The organism is Clostridium sp. AM34-9AC (genome assembly GCF_003480225.1).
Taxonomy (GTDB): domain Bacteria; phylum Bacillota; class Clostridia; order Lachnospirales; family Lachnospiraceae; genus Acetatifactor; species Acetatifactor acetigignens.
Genome location: NZ_QUIU01000004.1, coordinates 79,421 through 105,834 on the forward strand (window position 1 = coordinate 79,421; position 26,414 = coordinate 105,834).

The following is a 26,414-nucleotide window of genomic DNA, read 5'->3' on the forward strand; positions in this document are numbered from 1 at the left end:
TCCGCATATTTTCATGCTTATTTCACTGTTATTCATGATAGCATTCACCGCGCAGTTCTGTCAACAAGGTGGATGGAATATACTTTTGCAAGATCTTTTATCTGCAAAGGATCCAACGAAAAGCTATGAAGCATGCCAAACGTCATCCTCTGATCTTCGGTACTCTGATTCTGACGATCACCGGTCTTATCACCCGCATCATCGGTTTTTTCTACCGGATCTACCTGTCCAGGCTCTTCGGAGAAGAAGGAATGGGGATCTATCAGCTGCTCAGTCCCGCACTGTCTCTCTCCTTTTCCCTGACAGCTGCCGGCTACCAGACCGCCATCTCCAAATTCGTTGCCGCCAATACTGCGGGGCGGCGTTCCGATGACCTGAAAACGCTGCTGACCGGGGCAAGCATCACGCTCCCTCTGTCCCTTGGAGTCAATGCTGTCCTGTTTCTCGCCGCAGAACCCATAGGAACCTTCCTGTTAAAAGAAGCCCGTACCATATCCATGCTGCGGATTCTGTCCTTCTCTATTCCTTTTGCCGCGCTGCATGCCTGCATCAACGGCTATTTCTATGGAAAAAAGAAAGCTTCCGTTCCTGCCCTCACGCAGCTTCTGGAGCAGCTGGCCAGAGTCGGCTGTGTCTTTCTCGTCACCGGAGCCGATCTGTCTGAGGGGCGCACCCCCTCCATCAATGCGGCCGTCTTAGGTCTGACCGTCGGCGAGCTTCTGTCCATGCTGATCGCTCTGATCTGCCTGTACATACACCTGTATCCGGATGCCTCTGTTCTTTCCCTGCAAAATATCTGTCCTTCTTCCGCGGTCTACCGGGATCTGTTGGGCATGGCACTGCCCCTGACCGCCAATCGTATCGTTCTGAATATTTTGCAGAGCATCGAAGCTGTCTCCATTCCCCAGAAGCTTCTGCTCTACGGTTATGATACCACCACAGCCTTAAGTGTATACGGCGTACTCACCGGTATGGCCATGCCCATGATCTTTTTTCCCAATGCTCTCACCAGTTCCGTGGCGGTCCTTCTCCTCCCCACCATCTCCGAAAATCATGCCAAAGGAGACCGTGGAGCCGTCATAAACGCCACCCTGCGCACCGTAAAGTATTGCAGTCTCATGGGTGCCTGTTGTCTATGCGGCTTTCTGTTTCTGGGTGACTGGATGGGAACGGAACTGTTCCACAGTGAACTGGCCGGTCATTTTATCGTGACTCTGGGCTTCATCTGTCCTTTTCTGTATCTGGATACCACTCTCTCCAGCATTTTGCAGGGGCTTGGCATGGCGGGACGGATCTTTTTCTCCAACGTGGTCTGCCTTTTAATCCGGCTGTTGTTCGTATTTTTTGCCATTCCCGTGATCGGTATGCAGGGATATCTGTGGGGGATTCTGGTCAGCCAGCTGGTACTTGCCGGAATCTATTTTTTCTGTCTGTATCACTTCTTCCGAAAAAATTAAAAAATACCTCCGGTGTCATGCTTACGCCTGACAGACGGAGGTAACTATTCTGTAAATACCGTTTTGCTTCCCACAAAGTACTGGTACTGCTGTAAGATCTGGTCCTTACGCATATCGGAGATCGCCTTCTCCACATCCAAGGAATGGATATCGCTGTTCCTGCCAATGTAGCCGAAATCGTCCTGTTTGTGGAACGTAATGGAGATGTCCTCTAACGTTGCGTTGGATTTCTTCTCCTGAACCGGAGTTTTCTCCTTCGCCGCACCGGGATTCCCGGAATTTATCTGTTCCGAAGATGCTACATGGGATTCTGCCCCGGTCTCTTCCACGATCACTGTCTTCGCCGGCTGCGGCATCTGTATGCTGTAATCCTGCATTCTACCGATTCCGCTGATCCTGTTCACTCCGCCTATTCCGCCGATTCCCATGTATTCACCTCCTTGTCCTTCTTTTTTCTATATCGCACATGCCATGCGAAATTCCAGCTTTATCTGGCTGTATTTTCAGTTATAATATCGACTGTTTTTACGAAAACTTAAGTCTTCCGGAACTTAATTGTGATTCTTGTCATTCAGGACACTCTTTAATTCATCCATAAAGGTGTTCACGTCCTTGAACTCCCGATATACAGAAGCAAATCTTACATAAGCTACCGCATCCAGATCTTTCAGCTTATTCATCACAAGCTCACCGATGGTGCCGCTGGGGATCTCCCGTTCTTCCCTGTTGAAAATCTCGTTCTCCACCTCATCCACCAAAGTCGTGATCTGTTGTGCGCTGACCGGACGTTTATGGCAGGCTCTGAGCACCCCTGCCTCGATCTTGGCACGGTCATAGGCCTCTCTGTTATTATCCTTTTTAATAATGATCAGCGGAATCGTCTCGATCTTCTCGTAAGTGGTGAATCGCTTGCCGCATTCATCACACACACGGCGACGGCGAATGGAATTGTTATCTTCCGCCGGTCTCGAATCGATGACTCTGGTATTTTCATGGCTACAGAACGGACATTTCATAGGCATCCTCCTTATAAAAACCACGTGTTATTTATGTTAAGATTATAGAAGATTCAGCAGTTAATGTCAACTAAAATTATGTCCGGTCCAATCTGTCTGATGTCCTTATACGGGATGACGATATTCGGCTCACAGCGCAGAAATGAAAGCCACTGGTTGCATCCCGGCACCATGATCTTACAGATGCATCCGCTGCACTCATCGAACTCCAGATCACATACATGCCCCAGCTTTTTACAGTCTCTGACATTGATTACATCTTTGCATTTTAACTCGGAAAAAAGCATACTCTGCTCCTCCCGTTTTCTTTCTATTTATTATATGATACCGCTCCGTTTCCCGTTCGGGAAAAACTGGAAAATCTTTCTTGCCGGTATAGTCACTGACTCTCCTGTGAATACTGTAGTTATCAAAAATCAGCAACGATTCAGAAAACTTGGGAGGTCTCTATGGTACAGGGAAAAGTAGAAATCTGCGGTGTCAATACAGCAAAACTGCCTTTGCTAAAGGCAACGGACAAGGAAGCTCTCTTCGCAAAGATCCGGGAGGGAGATACCGCCGCCAGAGAGACCTACATCGAAGGCAACCTGCGTCTGGTCCTGAGCGTGATCAAACGCTTTTCCGGCAGTGCGGAAAATGTGGACGATCTGTTCCAGATCGGTTGTATCGGTCTGATCAAGGCCATCGACAATTTTGATTCCACGCTGGGTGTAAAATTTTCCACCTACGCGGTTCCAATGATTATCGGTGAGATACGCAGATTTTTACGGGATAACAATAGTATCCGTGTTTCACGGTCTCTGAAGGACACCGCCTACAAGGCAATCTACGCCCGCGATACCCTGACCAGGAAAAATCTGAAGGAGCCCACCATGGAAGAGATTGCCGCAGAAGTAGGTATCTCCAAGGAGGACATCGTCTATGCCCTGGATGCCATGCAGAATCCCATGAGCCTCTACGAACCGGTCTACACCGACGGTGGTGACACCCTCTACGTCATGGACCAGATCAGTGACAAAAAAAATAAGGAAGAGACGTGGGTGGAACATCTCTCCCTCAGTGAAGCCATGAAACGTCTGAACGACAGAGAGCGTCATATCATCTCTCTGCGCTTTTTCGAAGGAAAGACCCAGACCGAGGTCGCCGACATGATCGGCATCTCCCAGGCCCAGGTCTCCCGTCTCGAAAAAAATGCATTGAAAGCTATGCGAGGCTATCTTACCGCATAGACCTTGATCCTCGTATTCTCTGTAACGTATGATACACCAGCCAAAACATCCAGTATCCGATGATTCCTCCCAGCACGTTGGTCAGGATATCATCGATCTGAAAATAACCTCTGCCGGTAATGAGCTGGAAAGTCTCCACTCCCAGGCTGGTCACAAAAGCCACAAAGATGTTCCTGAAAAATCCCCTAAGCCAGGGAAATGCCCAGGGGCATGCAAAGCCATACGGGATGAAAAGCAGCACGTTTTCCACCACGAAGGCGTTATTTCTCGTATTGATCCCCCAGGTGGAGAAAAGCTCCAGATCCATGGCACGGTTCCGGCTGCCATCCTCTCTGGAGAAAAAAGTGATCACCAGTATGATCATGAGGTACAAAGAAAACACCATGAGACCTGCCATCGGAAAGGCTTCTTTTCCCTTCCGCTCCCTCCTGGCATTCATTGCATTCAGGATCAGTCCCATGACGGCACCGGCCATCACACCATAGGGCAGATATTGTATGGCACCGTTCAGATCCCTTATTATATATTTCCAAATCATTCTTTCTTCATCCTATATCTGTCTCTTAAAATTCCCGTTTCACATCTGATAAGTGTCCCAGTGAGAAGGGGCCTCATCCCATAGCTTCTTATTCTCAAATAATCTGTCGTTCATCCAGCCAACCGCGTCCACCACACCGTCCTCGTCAAAGGAGAACATGGCCCTCTGCTTCTTCTCCTCCGGTGTCTTTAAAAAGTTAAAGGGCTCCGGCCAGACCGTCACGAGAAGCTTTTTGCCACCTTCCGGATCCTCAGTCTGCTCCAGACGGTAACGCATCCCCTGGTGGCATCCGGTGAATTCCGTCTTTTTTAAATATTCCATTGATAATATATCATCACGCTGTATCATGTATTTGTCCTTTTTGGTTACTTCCGATTCCGTTACCTGAAAACTATCCTGTCTGTATTATATGGTTCACGAACTGCTCTGTTGCCACGCAGCTCCCACAATTCTGCACATGTTATATAGTATCATGTATCCGTCCCGAATGCAAAGTCAAATATGCAGGCTGATCTCCTTTTTCAGCTGCCGCATGATCTTTTTCTCCAGTCGGGAAATATAGGATTGTGAGATTCCCAACAGATTGGCCACTTCCTTCTGGGTCATCTCCTGTCCGTCCACTGTCCCCAGTCCGAATCGAAGTCTGACGATGGTCTTCTCCCGCTTGGACAATTTGCTCACGGCATTCATGAGAAGCTTCCGCTCCACCTCATTCTCTATACCGCGATAGATCACATCCTCATCCGTCCCCAGAATATCCGACAACAGCAGCTCGTTGCCGTCCCAGTCTACATTCAACGGCTCGTCAATCGAGACTTCCATTTTCGTCTTGTTATTCCGGCGCAGATACATCAGTATCTCATTTTCAATGCACCGGGAAGCATAGGTTGCCAGTTTGATATTCTTCTCCGGATTGAAGGTGTTGATAGACTTGATCAGTCCGATGGTGCCAATGGAGATCAGATCCTCCACCCCTACACCGGTGTTATCGAATTTTTTGGCTATGTAGACCACCAGACGCAGGTTATGTTCGATCAGGATGGCTTTCGCCTCATCCTCGTATTCCGTCCCCAGATCACCGATCACCTGATTCTCCTGCTCACTGGGCAGGGGCGGCGGCAGTACCTCCGCGCCACCGATATAGTGGACATCTCCTTTCCGGTGCAGCAGATAAGGCTCCCTGCGCATCATTTTAAACTGCATTTTTCCCGGTATTGCTATCTTTAAGACCATATTTACTCCTATCTGCCACATTGTGCCTTGCCGGATCGTCCGGCTCTTTTATTTTTTCCTTCTTCCTCCGTGCTTTGTTCGTCTCCTGCAACAGCGCAGGAGGTAACAGCATCGGGATCTCTTCTCCCGCGATCTCCTCACTCACTGCCAGGTATACATTTCTGTATTCTCGTTCCACACCCTGCTGTATGAGCGTCATCTGCGGCACCGGATATCCCTTAAGGATCCCGCTCTTTTTCCCTACACTGTGATAAGGAATCACCCGGAATCCAGGCAGTCCCTCCGGCCACAGCCGATAAAATATCCGTGCGTCCAGCACCGATACCGGTGCTCCGCTGATAGGTTCGGTCAGGGTATTGCCGGAGTCTACCAATGCATGAATGCGCAACGGTCCCTCCGCTCCCTGTAACATTACCTCACAATAGCAGGCTTGTTCCGCTTCCTTTTTGCGCCCCCGCACAAGTATCCAGCCGGAGAATGCTCCGACTCCCAGGGTCATACCGATCCCAGGCAGATAATTTCTTCCCATCGGGAATCCCCGAAGCAGTGCCGCCAGAATGCCTCCGATCAGGAAGGTGGACAGCATCAGTTTTCGGAAATAGTTCCACAACGTCCCAAGGCTGCGAATGTGAAATGTCACATACAGCATAAGTATTGTCCCCGGCAGAAAACAAAGCAACAGCTTCCCGGCGGCTGTTCCTTTCCATAAAAAAGGAAACAGATACCAGACCGCTCCGACCACGGCTCCCGCAAGCAGCCGGTACCACGTGGCAGTGTGGCCCATGCTGTGATCCACCAGGCAAAGCAGCAGCAGATTCATCCCGAAATTCAGGAGGAACAGACTGTCTAAGTAGAGTTCATAATGCATCACACCCCTCCTTCAGAAACATTATAAAGGGTGGCATCAGCGGATTTTGTCAAATTTTCATCCGCCGGAACCTTTTTCTTTCCATCGTTTTCGACATCGTCCCTGGGGAAGTCTGCGACCGCCATCACTCCCCGGGCTCCGCTGTCTCCTCCGGCTCTTCGGTCTTCTCCAGTCCCAGATAGGGCAGAATATTTTCGTACAGCTGCCTTATGATCGGTGCTGCCACCTGCCCCCCGTAGTAGATGCCCTGGGGATTATTGATAATAGCAATGGCGATGACCTGGGGATCATCCGCCGGAGCGAAGCCGATAAAGGAAGATATGTAACGTCCGCTTCCTCTGGGCAGGGTCTGGCTGGTTGCAGTCTTGCCGCCGACGCGGAAGCCCTGTACCTGACCGTTTCTGCCGGAGCCTTCCGCCACTACCATTTCCAGAATGTAGCGCATAGTAGACGAAGTCTCCTCCGAGACGATCCCCGTCTGCACCGGATAGGAAAAGGTCTCTTCCACCTCCCCGTCACGGTTCAGCGCCTCGATGCCGAAATGCGGGGTGATCCGGTTGCCGCCGTTGATAATGGAGGACGCCGTGGTCAGCAGCTGGATTGCTGTGATCTGGAAAGACTGCCCGAAAGCCACGGTAGCCAGCTCCACATTTCCCATATCCTCTTTTTTATGCATGATAGTCCCAGCTTCTCCCGGCAGGTCGATGCCAGTGCGCTGTTTTAGGCCGAACTGTTCAAAATAATGGTAGTAATTGTCCACACCGAGCCGCAGGCCGACGGAAATCAATGCCGGGTTACAACTGTTCTCCATGCACTGTACAAAAGTCTGGCTGCCATGCCCGGCAATCTTGTGGCAGCGGATCTTACGGTCATCCACGATGATAAATCCGGGGCAGGAAAAGGTGCTTTCCGGGGTCACCACTCCCGCCTCCAGTCCCGCAGCGGCCGTGATGATCTTGAAGGTGGATCCCGGTTCGTAGGTGTCGTTGATACAGCCGTTTCGCCACATGGCATTCAGCTTTTCCTGTTTCTGTTCCGCCGTCAGTGTGGCCGGGTCCACCGCCACAATGCTGCCGTCCTCCTTCACTTCCGTCAGCTCCGGTAAGGTATAAGGGTCATTCAAATCAAACTCCGGATAATTCACCATAGCCAGGATCTCGCCGTTCTGCGGATTCATAGCCACTATATAAACACTGTCCGCCTCCTTGGTGGCACAGGCCTGCGCCGCCAGCTGTGTGGCATACTCCTGGATGTTCCGGTCGATGCTGATACGAAGATCCATGCCCGGCACCGGTTCCACCCGACGCTCCCCTGCCGTATCCACCTCGATCCCCTTGGCGTCCGTGATCGTCAGGATCATTCCCGGATCCCCCTGCAGGATCTCTTCATATACTACTTCCAGTCCGATGATTCCCTGATTGTCTCCTCCGGTAAAGCCCAGCACCTTGCTGGCCAGATCTCCGTAAGGATAATATCTCTTGTAATCTTCGTCCACTTTTACCCCGGCCAGATCATATTCCCGGATCCGGTCTCCCACGGTCTTATCCACGTTGCTTTTCACCCGCTCAATGGAAGAATATTTTTCTACCCTCTTTCTGGCCTCTTCCTCGGAGATTCCCAGTTCCTTCACCAGTATGGCGATCACCTGCTCCGGTTCCTCAATCTGGTTGTGGATCACCGATACGGTACAGACAGTCTTGTTATCCGCCAACACGACCCCGTTACGGTCCAGGATCCGTCCTCTCGCCGCCTTGATGCTGCGCTCTCTTTCGTGCAGCCTTGTGGCCGCTTCCTCATAATATTCCGCCCGCCATACCATCAGATACAATAGTCTTCCCAACAGTCCGCAGAGCACTGCCGCACATACGAAAAATATGGTCATGATCTTCTTTCGGTGAAAAAAACGATTCTGATGATCTGCCATAAAAAAACCTCACAACAAGAGCTTTTTACATTTTATTGCTCTTGCTGTGAGGCTATTCGTCAGATTACCTTACTATTCATTCTGCTGGTTCAGCAGATTATTGTTGACCGGGCTGTCTCCCAGGGAATCCTCACCGCCGACATCAGCTCCCGTGACAGGATCGATCAGCCCACCGTCAATAGGGCTTACCAGATAACCGGTGGCCGGATCCACAGGATAATTTCTCCAATCCTCGGAAGGTGTTGAATCATCACCGCCCTGACCGTCGCCAGTTCCATCACCACTGCCCGTCTGATCGTCTCCGGTCTGTCCGTCGCCGGTTCCGTCACCATTATTCTGATCTTCACCGTCCTCGGGCTTCTGGGTATACTGATTGGTGATCTCGATCTGTTTTTCTGCCAGCTCCTGGATCTCCTTCTCAGACAGCTCCTCCGTCATGAAAATATTCAGGTACGGCAATACTTCCGTCAGAACATTTCGTACAATACCGGTTGCGAACTTCGCATCATCCTGCGGAGATGCATTGGCACGATCCACGACCACATAGATAGCGATCTGGGGATCATCCGCCGGTGCATATCCCATAAAGGATACTACGTACTCACCGTTTTTACGGGGAATGGTCTCTGCGGTACCGGTCTTGCCACCGATGGCATAACCTGCAGGTCTTGCGGTTCTACCGGTTCTGCGGTCACCACCCTCTTCCATTACGGTAGCTCGGCAGTACTGTCTGATCTTCGCCGAGGTACTCTCAGAAATGGTCTGCCGTAACACTCTGGGCTCAATGTTTTGTACCGTAGCTCCACTGGAATTGGTGATCTTATCCACCATATGAGGCTCATAATAGTAACCGCCGTTGATCAGGGAACAGAATCCCGTGATCATCTGGATCATTGTTACATTAAAGTTCTGTCCGAAACTGTTAGTAGCCAGATCGGCACTGCCCATCTGATCCACCGGGAACAGGAGGCTTGCCGTTCTCGCTTCTCCTGCCAGATCCACGTTAGTCTTTAATCCAAAGTTAAAGGTTTGCTGAAATTTGGCAAACTCTTCTTTTCCCAAAGTAGCTGCAATCTTCATCAGCGCCACGTTGCAGGACCAGGCAATGGAATCCTGTACGGATACATCTCCTTCACCGCCGGAACGATAGCTGTGACACTTGATCGTATGTCCGCCGACTTCCAGAGATCCGTTACACTGATAGTGCTCGTTGCCGGTGATAGCACCGCTCTCCAGTGCTGCCGCCACAGTAAACGGTTTTGCTGTGGAACCCGGCTCGTAAGTAGTGGAGATACAATAATTCTTCCACAGGTAATTCAGGTTGTCCAGCAATTCGTCATCCGTTAAGGCATCAATGTCTTCCTGCGTAAAATAGGTATCTGTCTTGGTCAGAACATCATAACCGTTGGCATTGGTCACCATCTCGATCTTACGGGATCCCAAAAGGGCGTCCGTATTCCTGGTATCGTTCAGGTCATAGGTCGGATAACTTGCCATGGCCAGAATATTACCGGTATTAACCTCCATAATGATGCAGCCCACATTCTCCGCACCGTTGCCGGGATGTACCGCATCCTTATGTTCCTCGTTAAACTGCTTCAGATATTTCTCCACAATACCCTGGATATTGGCATCAATGGTACTGTGTATCGTATTGCCGTCCACGGCCGGTTTGATGGTCCGCTCCAGGTTGGCATCATCATTCAGATATCCATACTCTCTTCCGGTGGTTCCGTTCAGCACATCATTGTAATACTCTTCCAGTCCGTACTGTCCTTCGTTGTCCGATCTGGAGAATCCGATCACGTCCGCCGCCAGGGAACCATTGGGATAGACTCTCTTGTATTCTTCCTGGAACCAGACGCCCTTGATCTTGCTGTCCTCCAGTGCTGCCGACTGAAAACCGCTGATCTGATCATAGGTCAGCCTTCTGAGAGGGACATACCAGGAAGAATCCGGATGACTGATCACATACTGTCTCACTGCCGTCATATCCAGATCCGGGAAATTTGCGGACAGCGCCTCCATCGTCGGTTCCAGATAAGTCTCACGGCTTAACATTACATAGGAATCAATGACCAGATTATATACTTTCTCGCTGACTGCCAGTTTCGTTCCTTTGGCATCCACGATATCCCCGCGGCGAAATGGCAATGTCACGGAATCATATTTCTGCTGCGACAAAACCTGTTTTTCGTAAGTCGCTCCATCCGCTTTCACGATCCAGGACAGTCGGACAGACAGCAGAATAAATGCCAGTATGATCAGGGCATACAGGCATAAAAGTTTTTTCTGCATCTTTATGGAAAATTTCTTAGGCTTCTGTTCCTTCACGCTTTCTGCCTCCCAGACTTAGTTCTGGCTGGTATCCGCCTGACGCATATAGTCGTTGCTGCTGCTTGCGTAGGTGATTACCTGTCCTTCGGCAGCATAGGTCATTCCAAGTTCGCCGATGGCAATTCTCTTGACTTCTTCCAGATTGATATTGCTGGTAATCCGGCTGTACTCTTCATCGTTTGACAGCTTCAGAGAGTTCAGTTCACTCTCCATTCTGGACACCTCAGTGATCTTGGTGGTCAGCTCCGACTGCATCTGGATATAATTTACCAGACAGAAGGCACAGGCAATCAATGCTCCCATCAGAAAGGTGACGTAGCCGATGCTCATATGTCTTGCTTTTTCTCTGTTTTTTCTCGTCTCATGAGACATCTGTCTCCGAGGCTCCTCCATCTGCCTGCGGATCTGTAAGTCTCTTGCTGTATTATCATATATGTAAGGAGTATTGCTTACTCTTCTTCTCTGTGCCATACTCTTTCTCCCCGCTTTCACTACTAAAGTCTTTTATTTTTTCTCAAATACCCTGAGCTTTGCACTCTTGGATCTGCTGTTTACTTCCAGTTCTTCCACACTGGGAAGAATGGGTTTTCTGGTGATCACCTTTCCCTTGGAGACCTTACCGCATACGCACACCGGAAATTCCGGCGGACAGGTGCAGGGATTCTCATTCCTGCGGAATGCGTTCTTCACGATCCGGTCCTCCAGGGAATGGAAGGTAATAATGCAGAACCTTCCGCCGGGATTCAGCAGATCGATCAGCTCGTCCAGCGCCTTTTTCAGTACTTCCAGTTCCTGATTACATTCGATACGGATTGCCTGGAAAGTCTGTTTCGAAGGATGTCCGTTCTGTCGCATCTTTGCCGGGACTGCGGCTTTGATGATCTCATTTAATTCAAAGGTGGTCTCAATGGGTTTGTCTACCCTGTTTTTCACAATGTGTTTCGCTATATTCTTGGCAAAAGGATCTTCACCGTAATCCCGGATGATGTGATACAGTTCCATCTCGGAATAATTGTTGACGATATCTCTCGCTGTCAGGGTCTGCCTGCGATCCATCCGCATGTCAAGAGGGGCATCAAACCGATAGGAAAATCCTCGGTCTTCGGTATCCAGCTGATAGGAAGATACTCCCAGATCCAGCACGATTCCGTCCACGCCGGTGACACCATATTCTCTGAGGGCCTCCACTGCATTCACATAATTGTTGCGGATTACGGTCACTTTATCTCCAAACGGCTGCAATCTTGCGGATGCTGCTGCGATTGCTGCATCATCCTGATCAATGCCGTAGAAATGTCCGTTTTTCAGGCGGCTGCATACTTCGTAGGCATGTCCTCCTCCACCTAAAGTTCCGTCCACATAGATGCCGTCCGGGTTAATATTCAGTTGTTCAATGGTCTCATGCAGCATCACAGAATAATGATTGAATTCCACGACGGTCATCCTTTCTCGGTCACGTTTTTCACCCGTTAAATGGTCAGTCCCAGTCCTTCCATGGCGCTGGTGATCTCATCCATATCGGTATCGGAGTTCATATTCTCCCATTTATCCTTGCTCCAGATCTCCACACGGCTGCCGACGCCGACCAGTACCACGTCCTTTTCCAGTCCAGCGAACTCTCTGAGTGCTGCCGGCAACAGGATTCTTCCCTGCTTGTCCACTTCTACCATAGCTGCACCGGCCAGGAAGAAACGGGCAAATTGTCTTGCTTCTTTATTGATCAGAGGTAATGAGGTCAGCTTCTGTTCAAAAGCATTCCAGTCATCGTTGGCATACACAAATAAGCAGCCATCCATTCCCTTGGAAATCACAAATTCCTCTCCTAAGACTTCTCGGAATTTCGCCGGAATGATCAACCTGCCTTTCGTATCTAACGTATGGTTGTACTCGCTCATAAACATCGCACTCACCACCATTCATCCAAAATGGGACTGCCACGAAAAGGAGGTCATTTTTCTAAAAATCTACCACTTTGTGGCACTTACCTCCACTTTCTCCCACTTTTATTATGATTTTATACTAAAATAGGGTATTTTACAAGAGAAATCAAGTAGCTTTTTTCGACAGCACCACGTAAAAAAGCGCCTTGTCATACGGCAAAGGCGCTTTTTGCTACAATATCTGGTATAAAAATAAGAGCAAACACAATATCTATGTATTTGCTCCTGTTTCGATATTCTTAATAAATTTTTAAATATTTTTAATATTTTTCCACCTTCGGCTGTTTTTTCAGGCGGAGACGCACAATAACATCCGTTACCACTGCAAAAATCACCATACACAGGGATAATACCTGTGATACGGCGAGGGTCGTTCCGGGGATAAACAGGGTATCTGTCCGGATACCCTCGATCCAGAATCTACCCAGTCCGTAGCCGCCGAAGTACAGCAGACAGATCTCACCCTCGAACTTTTTGTGCTTGCGGTACACCAGCATAAGGATCAGGATCATCAGATTCCACAGGCTCTCGTAGAGGAAAGTGGGATGTACCTGAATGTAATTAGTCCCATCGATAATGTGAGCTGCTACATTCTCAGAAATATCCCGGCTGCGCACAGCTTCGATAGGAAGCCGCATGGCCAGAAAACTGTCCGTATATTCCCCGAATACTTCACGGTTCATAAAGTTACCCCAGCGGCCGATGATCTGTCCAAGAATCAACCCCGGCACACACAGATCTCCCAGCCGGAACGGGTTGATCTTCTTGATCCTGCAATAAATGAGCAGTGTCAGGAATGCTCCAATCACACCGCCGTAGATCGCCATACCGCCGTTACGGGTATTGAAAATGCTTAACAGATTGTCCTTGTAATAGTCCCAGGCAAAGACCACGTAATAGATTCTGGCTCCGATCACGGAAAAGATCACGGCATAAATGGCGAAATCCCAGATCGTATCCGGATTTTCTCCTGTCACCTTTGCCTGATGCACCGCCATCAGAATGCCTGCCAGTACCCCGATTCCGATGATCAGGCCGTAAAAGGCGATTTCGAAACCGAATACGGAAAAGCTTCTGGGAACATTCTCCAGGTAAATGCCTAAATGGGGAAATGCAATATCTCCTGCATTCATCATAATATTTATTTCCTTTCTTGGTACTATCCGGCTTCTGCGCGCTTCGCGCTCCCGAATCCGGCACATACATTCGCATTCCGGGCTATCGCCCTACTTGCTCATATGCATATACTATCCGGCTTCTGCGCGCTTCGCGCTCCCGAATCCGACACATACATTCGCATTCCGGGCTATCGCCCTACTTGCTCATGTATGTTTGATCCGCTAATAGACAGATTACTCTGCCTGCAAGCAGTCTCGTAATCTGTCTATTGCGGATCTTAGTATTACACGTTGAATCTAAATAGGATCACATCGCCGTCCTGCACCACATAATCCTTGCCTTCCATACCGACCAGACCCTTTTCACGGGCAGCGGCCAGAGAGCCCTGCTCCAGCAGATCCTTGTAGTTTACTACTTCTGCCTTGATGAAGCCTCTCTCGAAATCGGAGTGGATCTTGCCGGCTGCCTGAGGTGCCTTGGTGCCAATCTTGATGGTCCATGCTCTGGTCTCATCCTCTCCTGCAGTCAGGAAGCTCATCAGACCTAAGATATGATAGCTTGCCTTAATCAGTTTCTCCAGACCGGATTCCTTTAATCCCAGGTCGTCTAAGAACATTGCCTTCTCATCATCATCCAGCTCGGAGATCTCTTCCTCGATCTGTGCACAGATCACGAATACCTCACTGTGTTCACCGGCTGCGAACTCTCTTACTTTTGCCACCATCTCATTGGATGCGCCGTCATCTGCCAGATCATCCTCGGCTACATTGGCTGCATAGATCACAGGCTTATAAGTCAACAGATTGTATTCCTTTAACAGAGCCAGTTCATCCTCATCGGTAACATCCAGGCTCTTTGCCATCTTACCGCTCTCCAGATGCTCCTTGATACGTTCAAGCAGTGCCAGCTCCTTGGCATAGGTCTTGTCCATTCTGGCTGCCTTGACTACCTTGGACAGTCTTCTCTCCAGTACTTCCAGATCTGCGAAGATCAGCTCCAGATTGATGGTCTCGATATCACGCAGAGGGTTCACGCTGCCGTCCACATGGATGACATTAGGATCCTCGAAACATCTTACCACATGTACGATAGCATCCACTTCACGGATATTGCTTAAGAACTGGTTGCCCAGTCCCTCACCCTTGGAGGCACCCTTTACCAGACCTGCGATATCCACGAATTCGATCACTGCGGGAGTTACCTTCTTGGAATGATACATCTCGCCCAGTGCTTTCAGTCTGTCATCCGGAACTGTTACCACACCCACGTTAGGGTCGATGGTACAGAAGGGATAGTTGGCGGATTCTGCTCCCGCCTTGGTCAGGGAATTGAAAAGTGTGCTCTTTCCCACGTTGGGAAGACCTACGATACCCAGCTTCATTTTATCTTTACCCGTTCAAAAATCCCTCTATAAACGGAATTTTTGCCTTTCTGTTTATTAATTGAACAATATAATCTAAAATTATAGCATAATATGTGTTTTTTTCAAACACCTAAATACTTTTCTTTCGAAATAAAAATATGCTATAATATGCAATATCATAAACCAAAGAGGAAAAATTAATGAAAAGAATACGTTATTTTGATTTGCTTAGATGTACCTGCTTTTGCTTCATTATTTTTTATCATCTGCTCTTTCAGCTCTATCTCTCCGGAATCTGTCCTGTAGAGAGACTCAATCCTCTGTTTTCCAACAGCAATATGCATCTGGCAACCCTGGGTGTTGCTGTATTTTTCATGTTATCCGGTGCCAGTCTCTCCTATACCGCGAAGGAGAACTTCAGCCTCGCAACATATTATAAGAAAAGATTTCTGCGCATCCTGATTCCCTTTTATATACTTTACATTGTTTATTTCCTGTTTCTCCTTTTCCAGAGCCATTCCGTCCACAATATTTTTCCTGAAGGAATTCCTGCGTGGAGAATTGTTTTTACTTTTCTTGGAATGGATTCCTGGGTCAGCATGCACGGGATCAGCACCTTTTCCCTTACCATCGGAGAATGGTTTCTGGGATGTCTTATTCTGTTGTATCTGATCTTTCCATTGCTTCGATTTTTTATGATAAAAAGTGAAAAGTTCTTTTTTATCATCGCTACCGGGATTTATTTGATTGTTTTATTTCATTACGATTTCTCCGTCCCCATCCATATGAACTTCTTCCTGAAGGGCTACGAGTTCGTAATCGGTATGATGATTGGTTATTATCATGAAAAATTCAATCCTAAATGGATTTTCTTATCCCTGCCGGTGGTGATTTTCTTTGTTCTGTGCCCTTTTACACTTCCCATCAGCACCGGTTTGAAAATAACGATACTGGCCGTTGCCTTCTGGATTTCCGCTGCATGCCTGGAACCGGTTCTCGAAAAAGGAAACGGCCGATTTCTCCGTACGATAAGTAACTACTCTTATGAAGTATTTCTGGTCCACCATATCATTATCTATTTTATCACTCCGAGGGCTATTCCCTATATGCGCGGTATGGTGGGTGTTTTAGGTTTGTTTCTCGTTGAATTGCTGCTGATGGCAGTGCTGGGATTTCTTTTGAAGTTCATCTCCGATCAATGCATTGCCGCTTTGTCCAATCTTACTGCTGTTGAAAATAAACGTTAATCCCCTGCAGCAATCCTTCCGCCAGTTGATCCAGTATAGCATCGCTGTGATCGGAATATGCATTTCCCAGTTCCATATCCACGGAAGGGATCGTACTATAAGAAGTCTGGGTCAGGTCAATGCTCATGTTTCCTTTTCCATAGATCGTTGCTCCCTGTCCCCGCAGCCCTTCCACCAGATCCGCTCCCAGAGCATCGTGCTGCTGCCAGTGGGATGCCACCGGTTCCATACTCTTCAGTACTTCCGGCACAGAGATGTAAAAGCATCCCTTGTCGTAATTCTTGCCGTCACCGCTGTCCCAGTGCAGTGCGATATGGCAGTCTGCCACGTTATTGCAGATCACGGTCCTGGCCACATTGTCCAACTGCACATCCTCTCCGTCCCTGAGCATCAGTACATCATAGCCGGAGGCCAACAGTTTGTCCCGCAGGATCTGTGCCATCTGCAAAGTAACCGTTCGCTCCGGTGTCCCGTCCTGAAATGTCATGCCTCCGGACACTGCCGCAGCTTCCGTAGCTCCCGCTGCCGTACTGCCTCCCGTAGTCTTGTCCGAACCGTCCGGATGGCACAGCGTCTTTACTTTGGCCCCACCGGCGGTGCCATGTCCCGCATTCACTCCGATAATGATTCCCTTTCGTCCACACTCCTCCGGTGTCCGGTACAATACCGCCGCCCCGGTATTGATCTTCGAATGATCCGCATATTCCCAGTCCGGATCCAGAGTGATCTGTTGTAAGTCGGTATATTCCACCGGCTGGTTCTGTATAGCCTCCGGCTGACCGGCTACCGTTTCTGTCTGACTGCCTGCGGCCTCTGTCGGCATACCGCTTTGTGACACCGCAACCTCTCCCCCAGGAACTTTGTCGGTCCCCGAAGTCACCATTTCATGTCCTGCACTATTCGCCGCCCCTTGCGGCACAGACGTTTCCGCCAGCGTTTCTCTACCGAATTCCTCTGCGTTTTTCTCATTTTCTGTTGTTTCCACGGATGCTGCTACGCTCTCGGGAACCACAGGATCCACGTTTTCCATAGTTTCCACGCTTTCCGTCCCCTCAGTCCCTTTCTGTGCACCACAGGCTGTCATACTTACTGCAAGCGCCAGACCGGCCACTACCGCCGCTATCCTATATTGTTTTCTATGAAGCATTTCCTTATTACTCATTACTCCTCCGATATGAAAAGAACCACAGCTGTGGTTTCAGCTATGGTTCTTCTGTTCTCTCTATTACGATCTTGGGAAAACATCCTCCGATTAACCGCGCAGTTTGAAGTGCTCTAACAACTCGTTCAAAGTAGTAGCGGAAGCGGAAAGCTCCTCGCTGGTAGCGGAAGTCTCCTCTGCTGCTGCGGAGTTGGACTGGATAACATCGTTGATGTCCTCCACACCCTTCTTGATGTTGTTGACAGATACTGCCTGTCTGTCGGATGCAGTACGGATATTAGCAACCTCCTGGATGATCTGATCCAGTTCGGTCATAACCTTCTGCATTGCTTCGTTGGTCTCCCTGGTAACCCTGTTACCCACTCCTACTTCGTTCATGGATTCTTCGATCAGCTTCTTAGACTCTACTGCGGAATTTGCACTCTCTTCTGCCAGCTGTCTGATCTGGTCAGCCACGACTGCGAAACCTCTTCCGGCTTCCCCTGCTCTTGCTGCCTCAATGGAAGCATTCAAAGACAGCAGATTGGTCTGGGATGCAATATTCTCGATATCTGCGATGATCTTCTCGATATTCTGGGTCGTGGTATCGATTTTCTTCATGGCATCTACCAGCTCATCCATCTTCTGCTGGCTGTTGGCTGCCTCGATACCTACCTGTTTTGCCTTATCGTGAACGATATCGGTAGACTTGGTGTTCTCCATTACCTGATTCGTTACTTCTTCTACGGTAGCCACCAGTTCTTCAACAGCTGCAGCCTGACTGGTAGCACCTTCTGCAATATCCTGTGCACTGACAGCCAGCTGATTGCTTCCGGCAGACACCTGTTCGGAAGATCCCTGAATACCGTGCATAGTCTCACTGACCTTGTTCACCATATCATCCAGTTCATCCAGTACATTGCGGAGCTGTCCTACATACGCATCGGGGCAGTTGCTATGTACATCAAAATTACCCTCAGCAAAATGCTCTACAATATCCTGCAGATCTGATACAACCTTTTTCAAAATACCGGCTGCGGTCTCAAAACTGTCGGATAAGCGTCCCAGCTCATCCTCGGACTCATAAGGAGTGCCGATCTCAAAGTCACCGGAAGCAATCTTCTCAGATGCCACTACCAGACTCTCAATAGGCTCTACCAACATTTTGGCAAGCATCTTTGACATAGCTGCATTAAATGCAATAGCTAATACAACTATGATCACAACAATTACGCTTCCCACATAGTTTTTTGACTGTATCAATCCCACAACTGACACCAGTGCCAGCACCACATATAAAACGTCCATAATGCGGAACACAAAAGAAAGCTTATTTTTAATCGGTTTCTCCCTTAGCATTTCTTCCAGTTTTTTCATTTGTTTCCTGCTCCTTCCGTTAATTAACCTACATACATTTTATTTTAATTTCCTCTGGTTGTTTCGTCAAGATTTCTCTGCTTAAAATTATGTAAAAATCATGTATGGGATGACTGGCTCATCTCCAGAAGCTTATCCCGCATTTCATTTTCGATCCGCTGTAAGTCTTCCTCTGCGCTCTGTCTTCTGGCACGGCCTTCCTCCTGGATCTTCATGACTTCATCCAGTGTGGTCATCAGTGTCTGGTTCGTGGTCTTGAGGGTCTCGATATCCACAATACCTCTCTCAGATTCCTTCGCTGTCTCCACGGATGCCACTTTCAGTGCTTCTGCATTTTTCTTCAACAGTTCATTGGTCATATCCGATACTGCACGCTGTGCCTTGGCTGCATCGGTGGCATGATCCAGACCGATGGCAATGACCATCTGGCTCTTCCACAGAGGGATCGTATTCACCAGTGTGGACTGGATCTTCTCGGACATAGCGATATCATTGGACTGGATCAGTCGGATCTGGGGTGCCATCTGCAGAGAAATGGCTCTGGTAAGTTCCAGATCATAGATCTTCTTCTCGAATCTCTCACACATTGCTGCAAAATCCTTCGCAGCCTGCGTATCCTCCGGCAGTCCGCTCTTCTGTGCTTTTTCCAGAAGTTCCGGCAGTTCCACGTTTTTCGCCTGTGTCAGTTTCTTTTTACCTGCCAGAATGTACATGGACAGTTCTTTAAAATAATTCAGATTCAGCTGATACAGCTTGTCCAGTACCGCCACATCTTTTAGCAGCACCACCTGATGATTTCCCATGGCATCACAGATCTTGCTGATGTTCACTTCCGCTTTATCATACTTTGCTTTCAGATTATTCAGCTTATCCCCGCTCTTTTTAAACAAGCCGAAGAATCCCTTGTCTTCCTCTGTATCAAAATCCCTGAGCTGTGCCACTACATCCGTCAACAGCTGTCCAACCTCGCCCATATCCTTGGTCCGGACATTGCTAAGTGCTGTCTCAGAGAAATCTGCGATCTTTTTCTGACTCCCCGCACCGTACTGCAATACCGCCTGGGTATTGGTCAGATCGATCTGTCCCGCAAAATCATCTACCATTTTCTGTTCTTCCGGTGTCAGTTCCATCTCCGGAACAGCCTGCTCCTCTACCAGTTCCTCCGGCTTCTTCTCCACGATCTCTGCTTTTGCCTCCGCAAAGGGATCCAGTGTAAGGGTAGGTGCCTCTTTTGTTGCTGCATCCAGATCCATATTCATACTTATAACCCCGCCTTTCCATACTCTCTCATGATTTTTTATTTACCATCAGCATTGCTTTCCTGCTGTCATACACTTTTTTCTCTTACAAAATCCGATTCCGTCAGCCCTTCCCTGGCCAACATCGTCTGCAATACCTGTGCATCCGCTGACGCATCAAAGGCTGCATCCCGGAACAGATTGTTCAGCAATGTAACGAATGCCTGATTGATCATATCCAGTGTCTTTTCGATCTCTTTTTTAGCATCGAGAATATCTTCTCCCGGGCTGCTGATCTCGTCAAATTCCGCATACTGCTCCACCAGTTTCAACATAGTAGGCAGGTAATAATCCATCAGTTTATGCATCCGGTGCATCTGCTCCGGATGCTCCTGCACTCGGTCAAAGATCTCCTTCAACAGATTTTCCAGCTGGTACAGCTTCTCAGAGATAGCTTCTCCTTCGATCCTGTCATTCAGATCCCGCAGATGACGGATGTATTCCATTCCTTCTGCCACAATACTGTGCAGTTCCTGCTCTCTGCGGTTCTGATCCGTATCCTGTGTATCGGTGCCCGCTGTATTCTGTTCCTTCTCCTGCTCACTGATCTTCTTCTGCTCCAGATAGGCTTTCTCCGTCTCCAGATACTGACGGTAGATCACATTATTGAGCATAAAGCAGGTCTCTTTATCATCCAGATGTCCGTCCGGAAACATTCCGGCTTTTAACATCTTACGAAGATCCCTTCTGACATAGCGGACACTTTTTCCGGTATAGCGGGCCATTTCGTTGATCACACCATACATTTTGGTGCCGCACAGTTCCAGATATTTCTCCGCACGTTTTAATCTTCTGCGCTGTCCGTTGCCATAAGAGATCATCTCTAAAAATACCAGAGACAATACCCCCGGAAGGATCGCCGCACTCAGAGATGCTGCCTGAAAAGCTGCCAGTAACAGCTGTACCAGAAGTCCCAGTCCGCTGAACCCCAGTCCGATCCCGCCGAACACAGTGCACAATGTTCCGGACACGTTTCCCTTCTTTTCCATTTTGACCAGAGAAGTCATTTCTGCCGCAGTAGCTTTTCTGGGTGTCACCGGCTGTGCCTGATTCCGTGCACGGTTCTGCTCTGCCTGAGCCTTCCGTTGTTCTTCCCACTGCTTTTCCCGCTCTCTGCGCTGCCGGTGCCATTCTTCGTTCTGCCTGCGGCGCTCCTCCTGCTGTTTTTCCCGCTGCTGCCGTTCTGCCTGGATCTCTGCCTCAGTCTTGACTTCCTCCCGCCTTTTATCCTGCCAGCTGCGCTGGGAATTCCACACCTTTTTTTCCGTGGCTTCCCTGGACAGATTTGCCTGGAAATCCGCCTCCCGCAAGGCATCGTTGACCGTATCCGTCACCAGCGTGTTCAACGCATGAAAATCTCCGGTCTTCATTGCTTCCGCAATGGTCTCTTTGAATTTTTCCCCTAGATTATTCTGCACTTCACTCATAATTAATATTTTCTCTGATTTTTCAGTTCATCATAGAGCAGACAGTAGTTCTCATAACGTATCTGCGGGATCTCTCCCTCTGCCACAGCAGCCTTGATACCGCATACCGGCTCAGAGATATGGGAGCAGCCTCCGAATCTGCAATATTTTTCAAAAGGGGCAAACTCCGGATAAAATTCCGCCAGCTGCTCCTTCTCCAACCGAAACAACCCCAGAGAGCTAAATCCCGGGGTATCCAGAATATACGTATCCTGTGCAATGGAGATCAGTTCGGAGTGCCTGGTAGTATGCTTTCCCCGCTCGATCTTCTCACTGATGGAGCCGGTCTCCATCACTGTGCCGGACTGCAGGCAGTTTACCAGAGAGGATTTACCGACACCGCTGGGACCCGCCACCGTAGTGGTCTTGCCGCGAAGCAGCTCCTGAATGGTATCTATCCCTTCTTGTCTGGCTGCGCTGACCGTGATCGTACGGAATCCCGCCTGTTCGTAAATGGCACGATAGTCTTCCTTTTTGCCTTCCTCATCAATATCCTGCTTGTTAAAACAGATAATGCAGGGAATGTCCTGCTGCTGCATCATGACCAGGAAACGATCCAGCAGATTAAAATTCGGCTGTGGCTTCGTGATGGCAAAAATCACCAGCGCCTGATCCACATTAGCTACCGCCGGACGAATCAGTTCACTGTGTCTGGGAAGCAATTCCCTGATATTTCCTTTTTTCTGTGCCTCATCCAGGACATCCATCTCCACGTCATCCCCGACCAGGGGTTTTCTGTGATCCTTGCGAAAGACTCCTTTTGCCTTGCATTCGTACACCGTGCCCATTGTATGGCCATCGTCCGCTACATGGACGTAATAGAACCCGGCGATTCCTTTTATAATCTTGCCCTTCATAGCTTCCCGCCTTTGATCTTATTCCTTTACGAACTCAACTCTTCTGGTAAAGGAACGGTCTTCTGTCGTTCCGGGAACCGTCACCTGCTCCCCGGTATCCGGGTTCGTTGTGGTGGTCGGTTCGCTTGTCACCTGATACGTCATGGTGAGCGTACCACCGGAGGCAGTCATACCGTTGAAATTGGTAGCTACCGGGAAAGTGCTGGTCTTGGTATCCAGCAGTACGTTATTGTCATCCGTCACCAGTTTGATGCTGACTTCCATTCCCGATACATAGCCGGGTGCTTCCGAAGTCGTCGGTGCCGCAATGCTGACATTACACTTGTAAGTCACCTTCTGAGCTCCCTGACTGACCTTGATATCAATGGAAGTTCCCTGCTCCACATAGGAGCCATGGGAATAGCTCTGGTAACAGATCATGCCTTCTCCCACTTCGTCACTGTAGATATAGGTCACACTGCCTACGGTCAGTCCTGCCTCGATGGCTTCTACCGTGCCGTCCTGCTCGGACAGACCGATCAGATTCGGCACACGGATCTTGGTATCTTCCTTACCCAGACTTACTGTCACAGTGATCACACTGCCCTTTGGTGCTTTGTTGCCCTCGGAGGGGGTCTGGGAAATCACCCGACCGGACTCTACCGTATCGGAATAGTTCTCTGTCTTGTTGACCAGGAATCCCTTGCTTACCAGCTGTGTATTGGCTTCATCAAAAGTAAGATTCACCACATTGGGTACTTCCACACCCTGAGTTCCTGCACTGGCTTTCAGGGTTACCTTGCTGCCCTTATCGATCTGTGCTCCCACGCTGACATCTGTATTGATAACAATACCTTCCGCTACCGTGTCGGACTCCTCATAAGTCACCTCTGTGAGGATTCCCATACTGGTCAGGGTGCTCTTTGCATCTTCTACCTTCATGCCCTTTACATCCGGCATGGAGACCTTTTCCACTTCTGTGGCATCCGTCTCTTCGGTCGTAATGATCGGTCCTGCATCAGAGTCACTGCTTCCTCCATTTTTGCCGCCGAAGATCTTCACTGCCAGAACGATCAGGATAATACAGATCACCACACCGGCTACAATTGCCAGGATTGTGGTCACACGCTCCATCTTGGGGTCGTAGTCGTAATTATCTTCGTCTTCGCCATCTTCTTCGTTTTCATACATGGCTTCCGTATCGGAACGCAGACGCATGGTCTCGTCATGATCCGGTTCTTCGTATTCCCGGCTGCCCTGATAAGGAACCTTACGTTTGATCTGCGCCATATCCTCATCGGAGATCATCCGGGTACCACCCTCCATATCCGGATCGGTGTTCACCACGAAATCTTCCTCCGGATTGATCAGGGACTGCTTCAGATCTGCGATCAGTTCTGCCATATTCTGATATCTGCGGTCCGGAGACTTCTGACAGCATTTCAATACAATACTGGCTACGCTGGAAGGGATCTCCGGTACGAACTCCTTCGGAGACGGCATTTCTTCCTGAATATGCTTGATGGCGATGGCAACCGTAGTCTCCCCGTTGAAAGGAACTCTTCCCGTCAGCATCTCGAACATGGTGATACCCAGCGAATAGATATCACTCTTTTCATCGCTGTACCCCCCTCTGGCCTGCTCGGGAGAAGTATAGTGTACACTTCCCATGACATTAGAAGTGATGGTATTACTGGTAGCTGCCTTGGCAATACCGAAGTCCGTCACCTTGACTTTGCCGTCCTTGGAGATAATAATATTCTGCGGCTTGATATCCCGATGGATAATATGATTATTATGTGCAGCCTCAATACCCATGCTTACCTGGATGGCGATACTTACCGCTTCCTTGTAAGACAGTCTGGCCTTCTTCTCAATGTACTTTTTGAGGGTAATACCCTCTACCAGTTCCATGACGATATAATAGATTCCGTTCTCTTCCCCGACATCATAGACATTGACAATATTGGGGTGCATCAGTCCTGCTGCCGCCTGTGCCTCGATCCGGAATTTGGATACAAAATTAGCATTTTCGCTGAATTCCTGCTTCAATACCTTGATCGCCACATAGCGATTCAACTTGTGACATTTTGCTTTATAGACATCTGACATACCGCCGGTTCCGATTTTTTCCAGGATCTCATAGCGATCGCCGATCATCATTCCTATTTTGATCATACTTGCTCTCCATTTCCAAAAAAGCTGGGTAATTTACGCGCACGGCTCGATCAGTATCACACTGATATTGTCTCTGCCGCCGTTGGCATTGGCCGCCTCCACCAGGCTCTCTGCCTTCTCCACAAGGTCTCTGGCTCCGCTGATAATCATGCGGATTTCCTCGTCTTCCAGCATATTTGTCAGACCATCCGAGCACATAAGGACGATCTCACCCTCCTGTAATTCCACGGTAAAGAAATCCGGCTCCACTTTGTCTTCCGCCCCTACCGCTCTGGTAATAATATTTTTATCCGGATGGTTCCTTGCATCGGCACGATCCAGTTCTCCGATCCGTACCATTTCTTCTACATACGAATGATCTCTTGTGATCTGGCGGATCTTGCTGCCCACCACATAGAGTCTGCTGTCTCCTACATTGGCCACCTGTAAGAATCTGCCCATGCAGGATGCCACCACAACCGTAGTCCCCATTCCTTCCAGCTTTTCATCCTCGCTGGCTCTCTTGCGGATCACATCATTGGCTTCCTCAATGGCTTTGCGGAAGATCAGGGTGGGATTCTTCTCAAAAGAATTCTCCATCTCGGCAAGCATGGTCTCTACCGTTACCTTGGACGCATAGTCTCCTGCATTGTGACCACCCATACCATCTGCCACGATAAATACATTCGGCAGATTTCCCACCGGTTTTTCAGAGGTATAGATATAGTCCTGATTTACTTTTCTTTTCCTTCCGATATCGGTTATGGAAAACGTCTTAAGCACGTCAAACTTCCTCCTGTGAGAGTTCCCCCGGGTTCTTCGCCTCCTGCGTATGACGGCGTCTTAACTGTCCGCAGGCTCCGTCAATATCCCGGCCCATCTCCCTTCTAATTGTAACATGTATCATCTTACTTTCAAGTTTATTTTTAAATGCCTGAATGTGCTTCGTATCCGACTGCACATAATCCCGCTCTTTAATGGGGTTGACCGGGATGAGGTTGATATGGCAGCACAACGGCTTCGCCAGGGCGATCAGTTCCCTGGCATCCTCTTCCGTATCATTCACACCGCCCACCAGACTGTATTCGAAAGTGATCCTTCGTCCGGTCTGTTCGAAATAATACTGACAGACTTCCATCAACTCTTTGATAGAATACCGGTTGGCAATGGGCATCAGTTTTCTTCGTTTTTCATCGGTGGTGGCATGCAAGGACAATGCCAGTGTGATCTGCAGCTTTTCATCCGCCAGCTGCCGCATTCTGGGCACGATTCCACAGGTGGACACCGTGACATTTCTCTGGCTGATGTTCAGACCGTTCTCATCGGTCAGAAGATGCAGAAATTTCAAAATATTGTCATAATTATCCATCGGTTCCCCAGTGCCCATGACTACCACATTGGAGACCCGCTCCCCCGTCAGTCTTGTGATGGCGTAAATCTGATCCAGCATCTCGGAAGGAGTCAGATTCCGTTCCAGTCCGTCCAGCGTGGACGCACAGAATTTACAGCCCATACGGCATCCCACCTGTGAAGAAATGCATACACTGTTGCCGTGCTTATACTGCATCCAGACACTTTCCACCACATTGCCATCAGATAATTCAAACAGGAATTTTTTCGTTCCGTCGATCTTGGACTCCTGTATTCTGACAGGGTTTACACAAGTGTATTCATATTTTTCCTTACATTGCTCCCTGAATTTTGCGGAGAGGTTGGTCATTTCATCAAAGCTCCTGACCAGCTTCACATGCATCCATTCATACATCTGCTTTGCCCGGAAAGCCTTCTCTCCCATGCTCTCCATCTCTGTCTTCAATTCTTCCAGATTCAGGGATTTGATATCTTTTTTCGTATCCATTTTTCGTTCT

At 48.9% G+C, this 26,414-nt stretch carries 25 protein-coding genes; 3 read left to right on the plus strand and 22 right to left on the minus strand.

Annotated elements, in window-relative coordinates:
• Positions 1-125: 125 nt before the first annotated feature.
• Entirely contained in the window at positions 126-1,457 is a 1,332-nt protein-coding gene (locus DW835_RS03645; protein WP_118730703.1) for a polysaccharide biosynthesis protein, read from the plus strand.
• A gap of 44 nt (positions 1,458-1,501) precedes the next feature.
• Here DW835_RS03645 and DW835_RS03650 read toward each other — a convergent pair whose 3' ends face one another.
• The 3 genes from DW835_RS03650 to DW835_RS03660 all read right to left on the minus strand — a co-directional run bounded on the left by DW835_RS03650 (position 1,502) and on the right by DW835_RS03660 (position 2,760).
• Positions 1,502-1,885: a hypothetical protein gene (locus DW835_RS03650; protein ID WP_117464759.1), complete on the minus strand. Its 384-nt coding sequence runs from the start codon at positions 1,883-1,885 to the stop codon at positions 1,502-1,504.
• Between the two features lie 123 nt (positions 1,886-2,008).
• Positions 2,009-2,473, minus strand: coding sequence for a transcriptional regulator NrdR (gene nrdR, locus DW835_RS03655; RefSeq protein ID WP_022313475.1), 465 nt, complete (start codon positions 2,471-2,473; stop codon positions 2,009-2,011).
• 53 nt (positions 2,474-2,526) lie between these two features.
• Positions 2,527-2,760, minus strand: coding sequence for a YlmC/YmxH family sporulation protein (locus DW835_RS03660; RefSeq protein ID WP_022313474.1), 234 nt, complete (start codon positions 2,758-2,760; stop codon positions 2,527-2,529).
• A 162-nt stretch (positions 2,761-2,922) separates the two neighbouring features.
• On the opposite strand from DW835_RS03660, the gene sigG reads away from it, so the two are divergent.
• A complete protein-coding gene (gene sigG, locus DW835_RS03665) occupies positions 2,923-3,702 on the plus strand; it encodes an RNA polymerase sporulation sigma factor SigG (protein WP_118730704.1) in 780 nt (259 codons plus the stop codon).
• On the opposite strand, the gene DW835_RS03670 is transcribed toward sigG, so the two are convergent.
• From DW835_RS03670 to ychF, 11 genes are all read right to left on the minus strand, one after another.
• Complete coding sequence (locus tag DW835_RS03670) at positions 3,692-4,240, minus strand: VanZ family protein (protein ID WP_118730705.1); 549 nt, start codon at positions 4,238-4,240, stop codon at positions 3,692-3,694. The two genes, sigG and DW835_RS03670, sit on opposite strands and share 11 nt — an antisense overlap.
• A gap of 39 nt (positions 4,241-4,279) precedes the next feature.
• Positions 4,280-4,561, minus strand: a complete 282-nt coding sequence (locus DW835_RS03675) for a hypothetical protein (protein ID WP_182430226.1) — start codon at positions 4,559-4,561, stop codon at positions 4,280-4,282.
• 174 nt (positions 4,562-4,735) lie between these two features.
• Positions 4,736-5,473, minus strand: coding sequence for an RNA polymerase sporulation sigma factor SigE (sigE, locus tag DW835_RS03680; RefSeq protein WP_022313471.1), 738 nt, complete (start codon positions 5,471-5,473; stop codon positions 4,736-4,738).
• Entirely contained in the window at positions 5,433-6,341 is a 909-nt protein-coding gene (locus DW835_RS03685) for a sigma-E processing peptidase SpoIIGA (protein ID WP_118730707.1), read from the minus strand. Before DW835_RS03685 ends, sigE begins: the two co-directional genes overlap by 41 nt.
• A 124-nt stretch (positions 6,342-6,465) precedes the next feature.
• Complete coding sequence (locus DW835_RS03690; RefSeq protein ID WP_118730708.1) at positions 6,466-8,265, minus strand: penicillin-binding transpeptidase domain-containing protein; 1,800 nt, start codon at positions 8,263-8,265, stop codon at positions 6,466-6,468.
• A gap of 72 nt (positions 8,266-8,337) precedes the next feature.
• Positions 8,338-10,599, minus strand: a complete 2,262-nt coding sequence (locus DW835_RS03695; RefSeq protein ID WP_243037036.1) for a penicillin-binding protein 2 — start codon at positions 10,597-10,599, stop codon at positions 8,338-8,340.
• An 18-nt stretch (positions 10,600-10,617) separates the two neighbouring features.
• Positions 10,618-11,073 carry a cell division protein FtsL gene (locus DW835_RS03700; RefSeq protein ID WP_118730709.1) on the minus strand — a complete coding sequence of 152 codons (456 nt, stop codon included), beginning with the start codon at positions 11,071-11,073 and terminating at the stop codon, positions 10,618-10,620.
• 33 nt (positions 11,074-11,106) lie between these two features.
• Entirely contained in the window at positions 11,107-12,036 is a 930-nt protein-coding gene (rsmH, locus tag DW835_RS03705) for a 16S rRNA (cytosine(1402)-N(4))-methyltransferase RsmH (protein ID WP_118730742.1), read from the minus strand.
• Positions 12,037-12,071: 35 nt separating this feature from the next.
• Positions 12,072-12,503 carry a division/cell wall cluster transcriptional repressor MraZ gene (mraZ, locus tag DW835_RS03710; RefSeq protein WP_118730743.1) on the minus strand — a complete coding sequence of 144 codons (432 nt, stop codon included), beginning with the start codon at positions 12,501-12,503 and terminating at the stop codon, positions 12,072-12,074.
• Positions 12,504-12,802: 299 nt separating this feature from the next.
• Positions 12,803-13,678, minus strand: coding sequence for a prolipoprotein diacylglyceryl transferase (gene lgt / locus DW835_RS03715; RefSeq protein ID WP_243037038.1), 876 nt, complete (start codon positions 13,676-13,678; stop codon positions 12,803-12,805).
• Between the two features lie 266 nt (positions 13,679-13,944).
• Entirely contained in the window at positions 13,945-15,042 is a 1,098-nt protein-coding gene (ychF, locus tag DW835_RS03720) for a redox-regulated ATPase YchF (protein ID WP_022312568.1), read from the minus strand.
• Positions 15,043-15,224: 182 nt separating this feature from the next.
• On the opposite strand from ychF, the gene DW835_RS03725 reads away from it, so the two are divergent.
• Positions 15,225-16,271, plus strand: coding sequence for an acyltransferase (locus DW835_RS03725; protein ID WP_118730710.1), 1,047 nt, complete (start codon positions 15,225-15,227; stop codon positions 16,269-16,271).
• On the opposite strand, the gene DW835_RS03730 is transcribed toward DW835_RS03725, so the two are convergent.
• From DW835_RS03730 to rlmN, 8 genes are all read right to left on the minus strand, one after another.
• Positions 16,246-17,433, minus strand: coding sequence for an N-acetylmuramoyl-L-alanine amidase (locus tag DW835_RS03730; RefSeq protein WP_243037039.1), 1,188 nt, complete (start codon positions 17,431-17,433; stop codon positions 16,246-16,248). The genes DW835_RS03725 and DW835_RS03730 overlap by 26 nt on opposite strands.
• Positions 17,434-17,523: 90 nt before the next feature.
• Positions 17,524-18,789 carry a HAMP domain-containing methyl-accepting chemotaxis protein gene (locus tag DW835_RS03735; protein WP_117464750.1) on the minus strand — a complete coding sequence of 422 codons (1,266 nt, stop codon included), beginning with the start codon at positions 18,787-18,789 and terminating at the stop codon, positions 17,524-17,526.
• 98 nt (positions 18,790-18,887) lie between these two features.
• Complete coding sequence (locus DW835_RS03740) at positions 18,888-20,048, minus strand: toxic anion resistance protein (protein WP_118502567.1); 1,161 nt, start codon at positions 20,046-20,048, stop codon at positions 18,888-18,890.
• 68 nt (positions 20,049-20,116) lie between these two features.
• The gene (locus tag DW835_RS03745) at positions 20,117-21,514 is read right to left on the minus strand and encodes a 5-bromo-4-chloroindolyl phosphate hydrolysis family protein (RefSeq protein WP_117464748.1); all 1,398 of its coding nucleotides are present in this window, start codon (positions 21,512-21,514) and stop codon (positions 20,117-20,119) included.
• A 2-nt stretch (positions 21,515-21,516) separates the two neighbouring features.
• A complete protein-coding gene (rsgA, locus tag DW835_RS03750) occupies positions 21,517-22,410 on the minus strand; it encodes a ribosome small subunit-dependent GTPase A (RefSeq protein WP_117464747.1) in 894 nt (297 codons plus the stop codon).
• 18 nt (positions 22,411-22,428) lie between these two features.
• Positions 22,429-24,567, minus strand: a complete 2,139-nt coding sequence (gene pknB / locus DW835_RS03755; RefSeq protein WP_118730711.1) for a Stk1 family PASTA domain-containing Ser/Thr kinase — start codon at positions 24,565-24,567, stop codon at positions 22,429-22,431.
• Between the two features lie 33 nt (positions 24,568-24,600).
• Positions 24,601-25,329 (minus strand): Stp1/IreP family PP2C-type Ser/Thr phosphatase, encoded by a 729-nt coding sequence (locus DW835_RS03760; protein WP_118502571.1) that lies wholly within the window; start codon positions 25,327-25,329, stop codon positions 24,601-24,603.
• A 1-nt stretch (position 25,330) separates the two neighbouring features.
• Complete coding sequence (gene rlmN, locus DW835_RS03765) at positions 25,331-26,404, minus strand: 23S rRNA (adenine(2503)-C(2))-methyltransferase RlmN (protein WP_118730712.1); 1,074 nt, start codon at positions 26,402-26,404, stop codon at positions 25,331-25,333.
• Positions 26,405-26,414 lie beyond the last annotated feature (10 nt).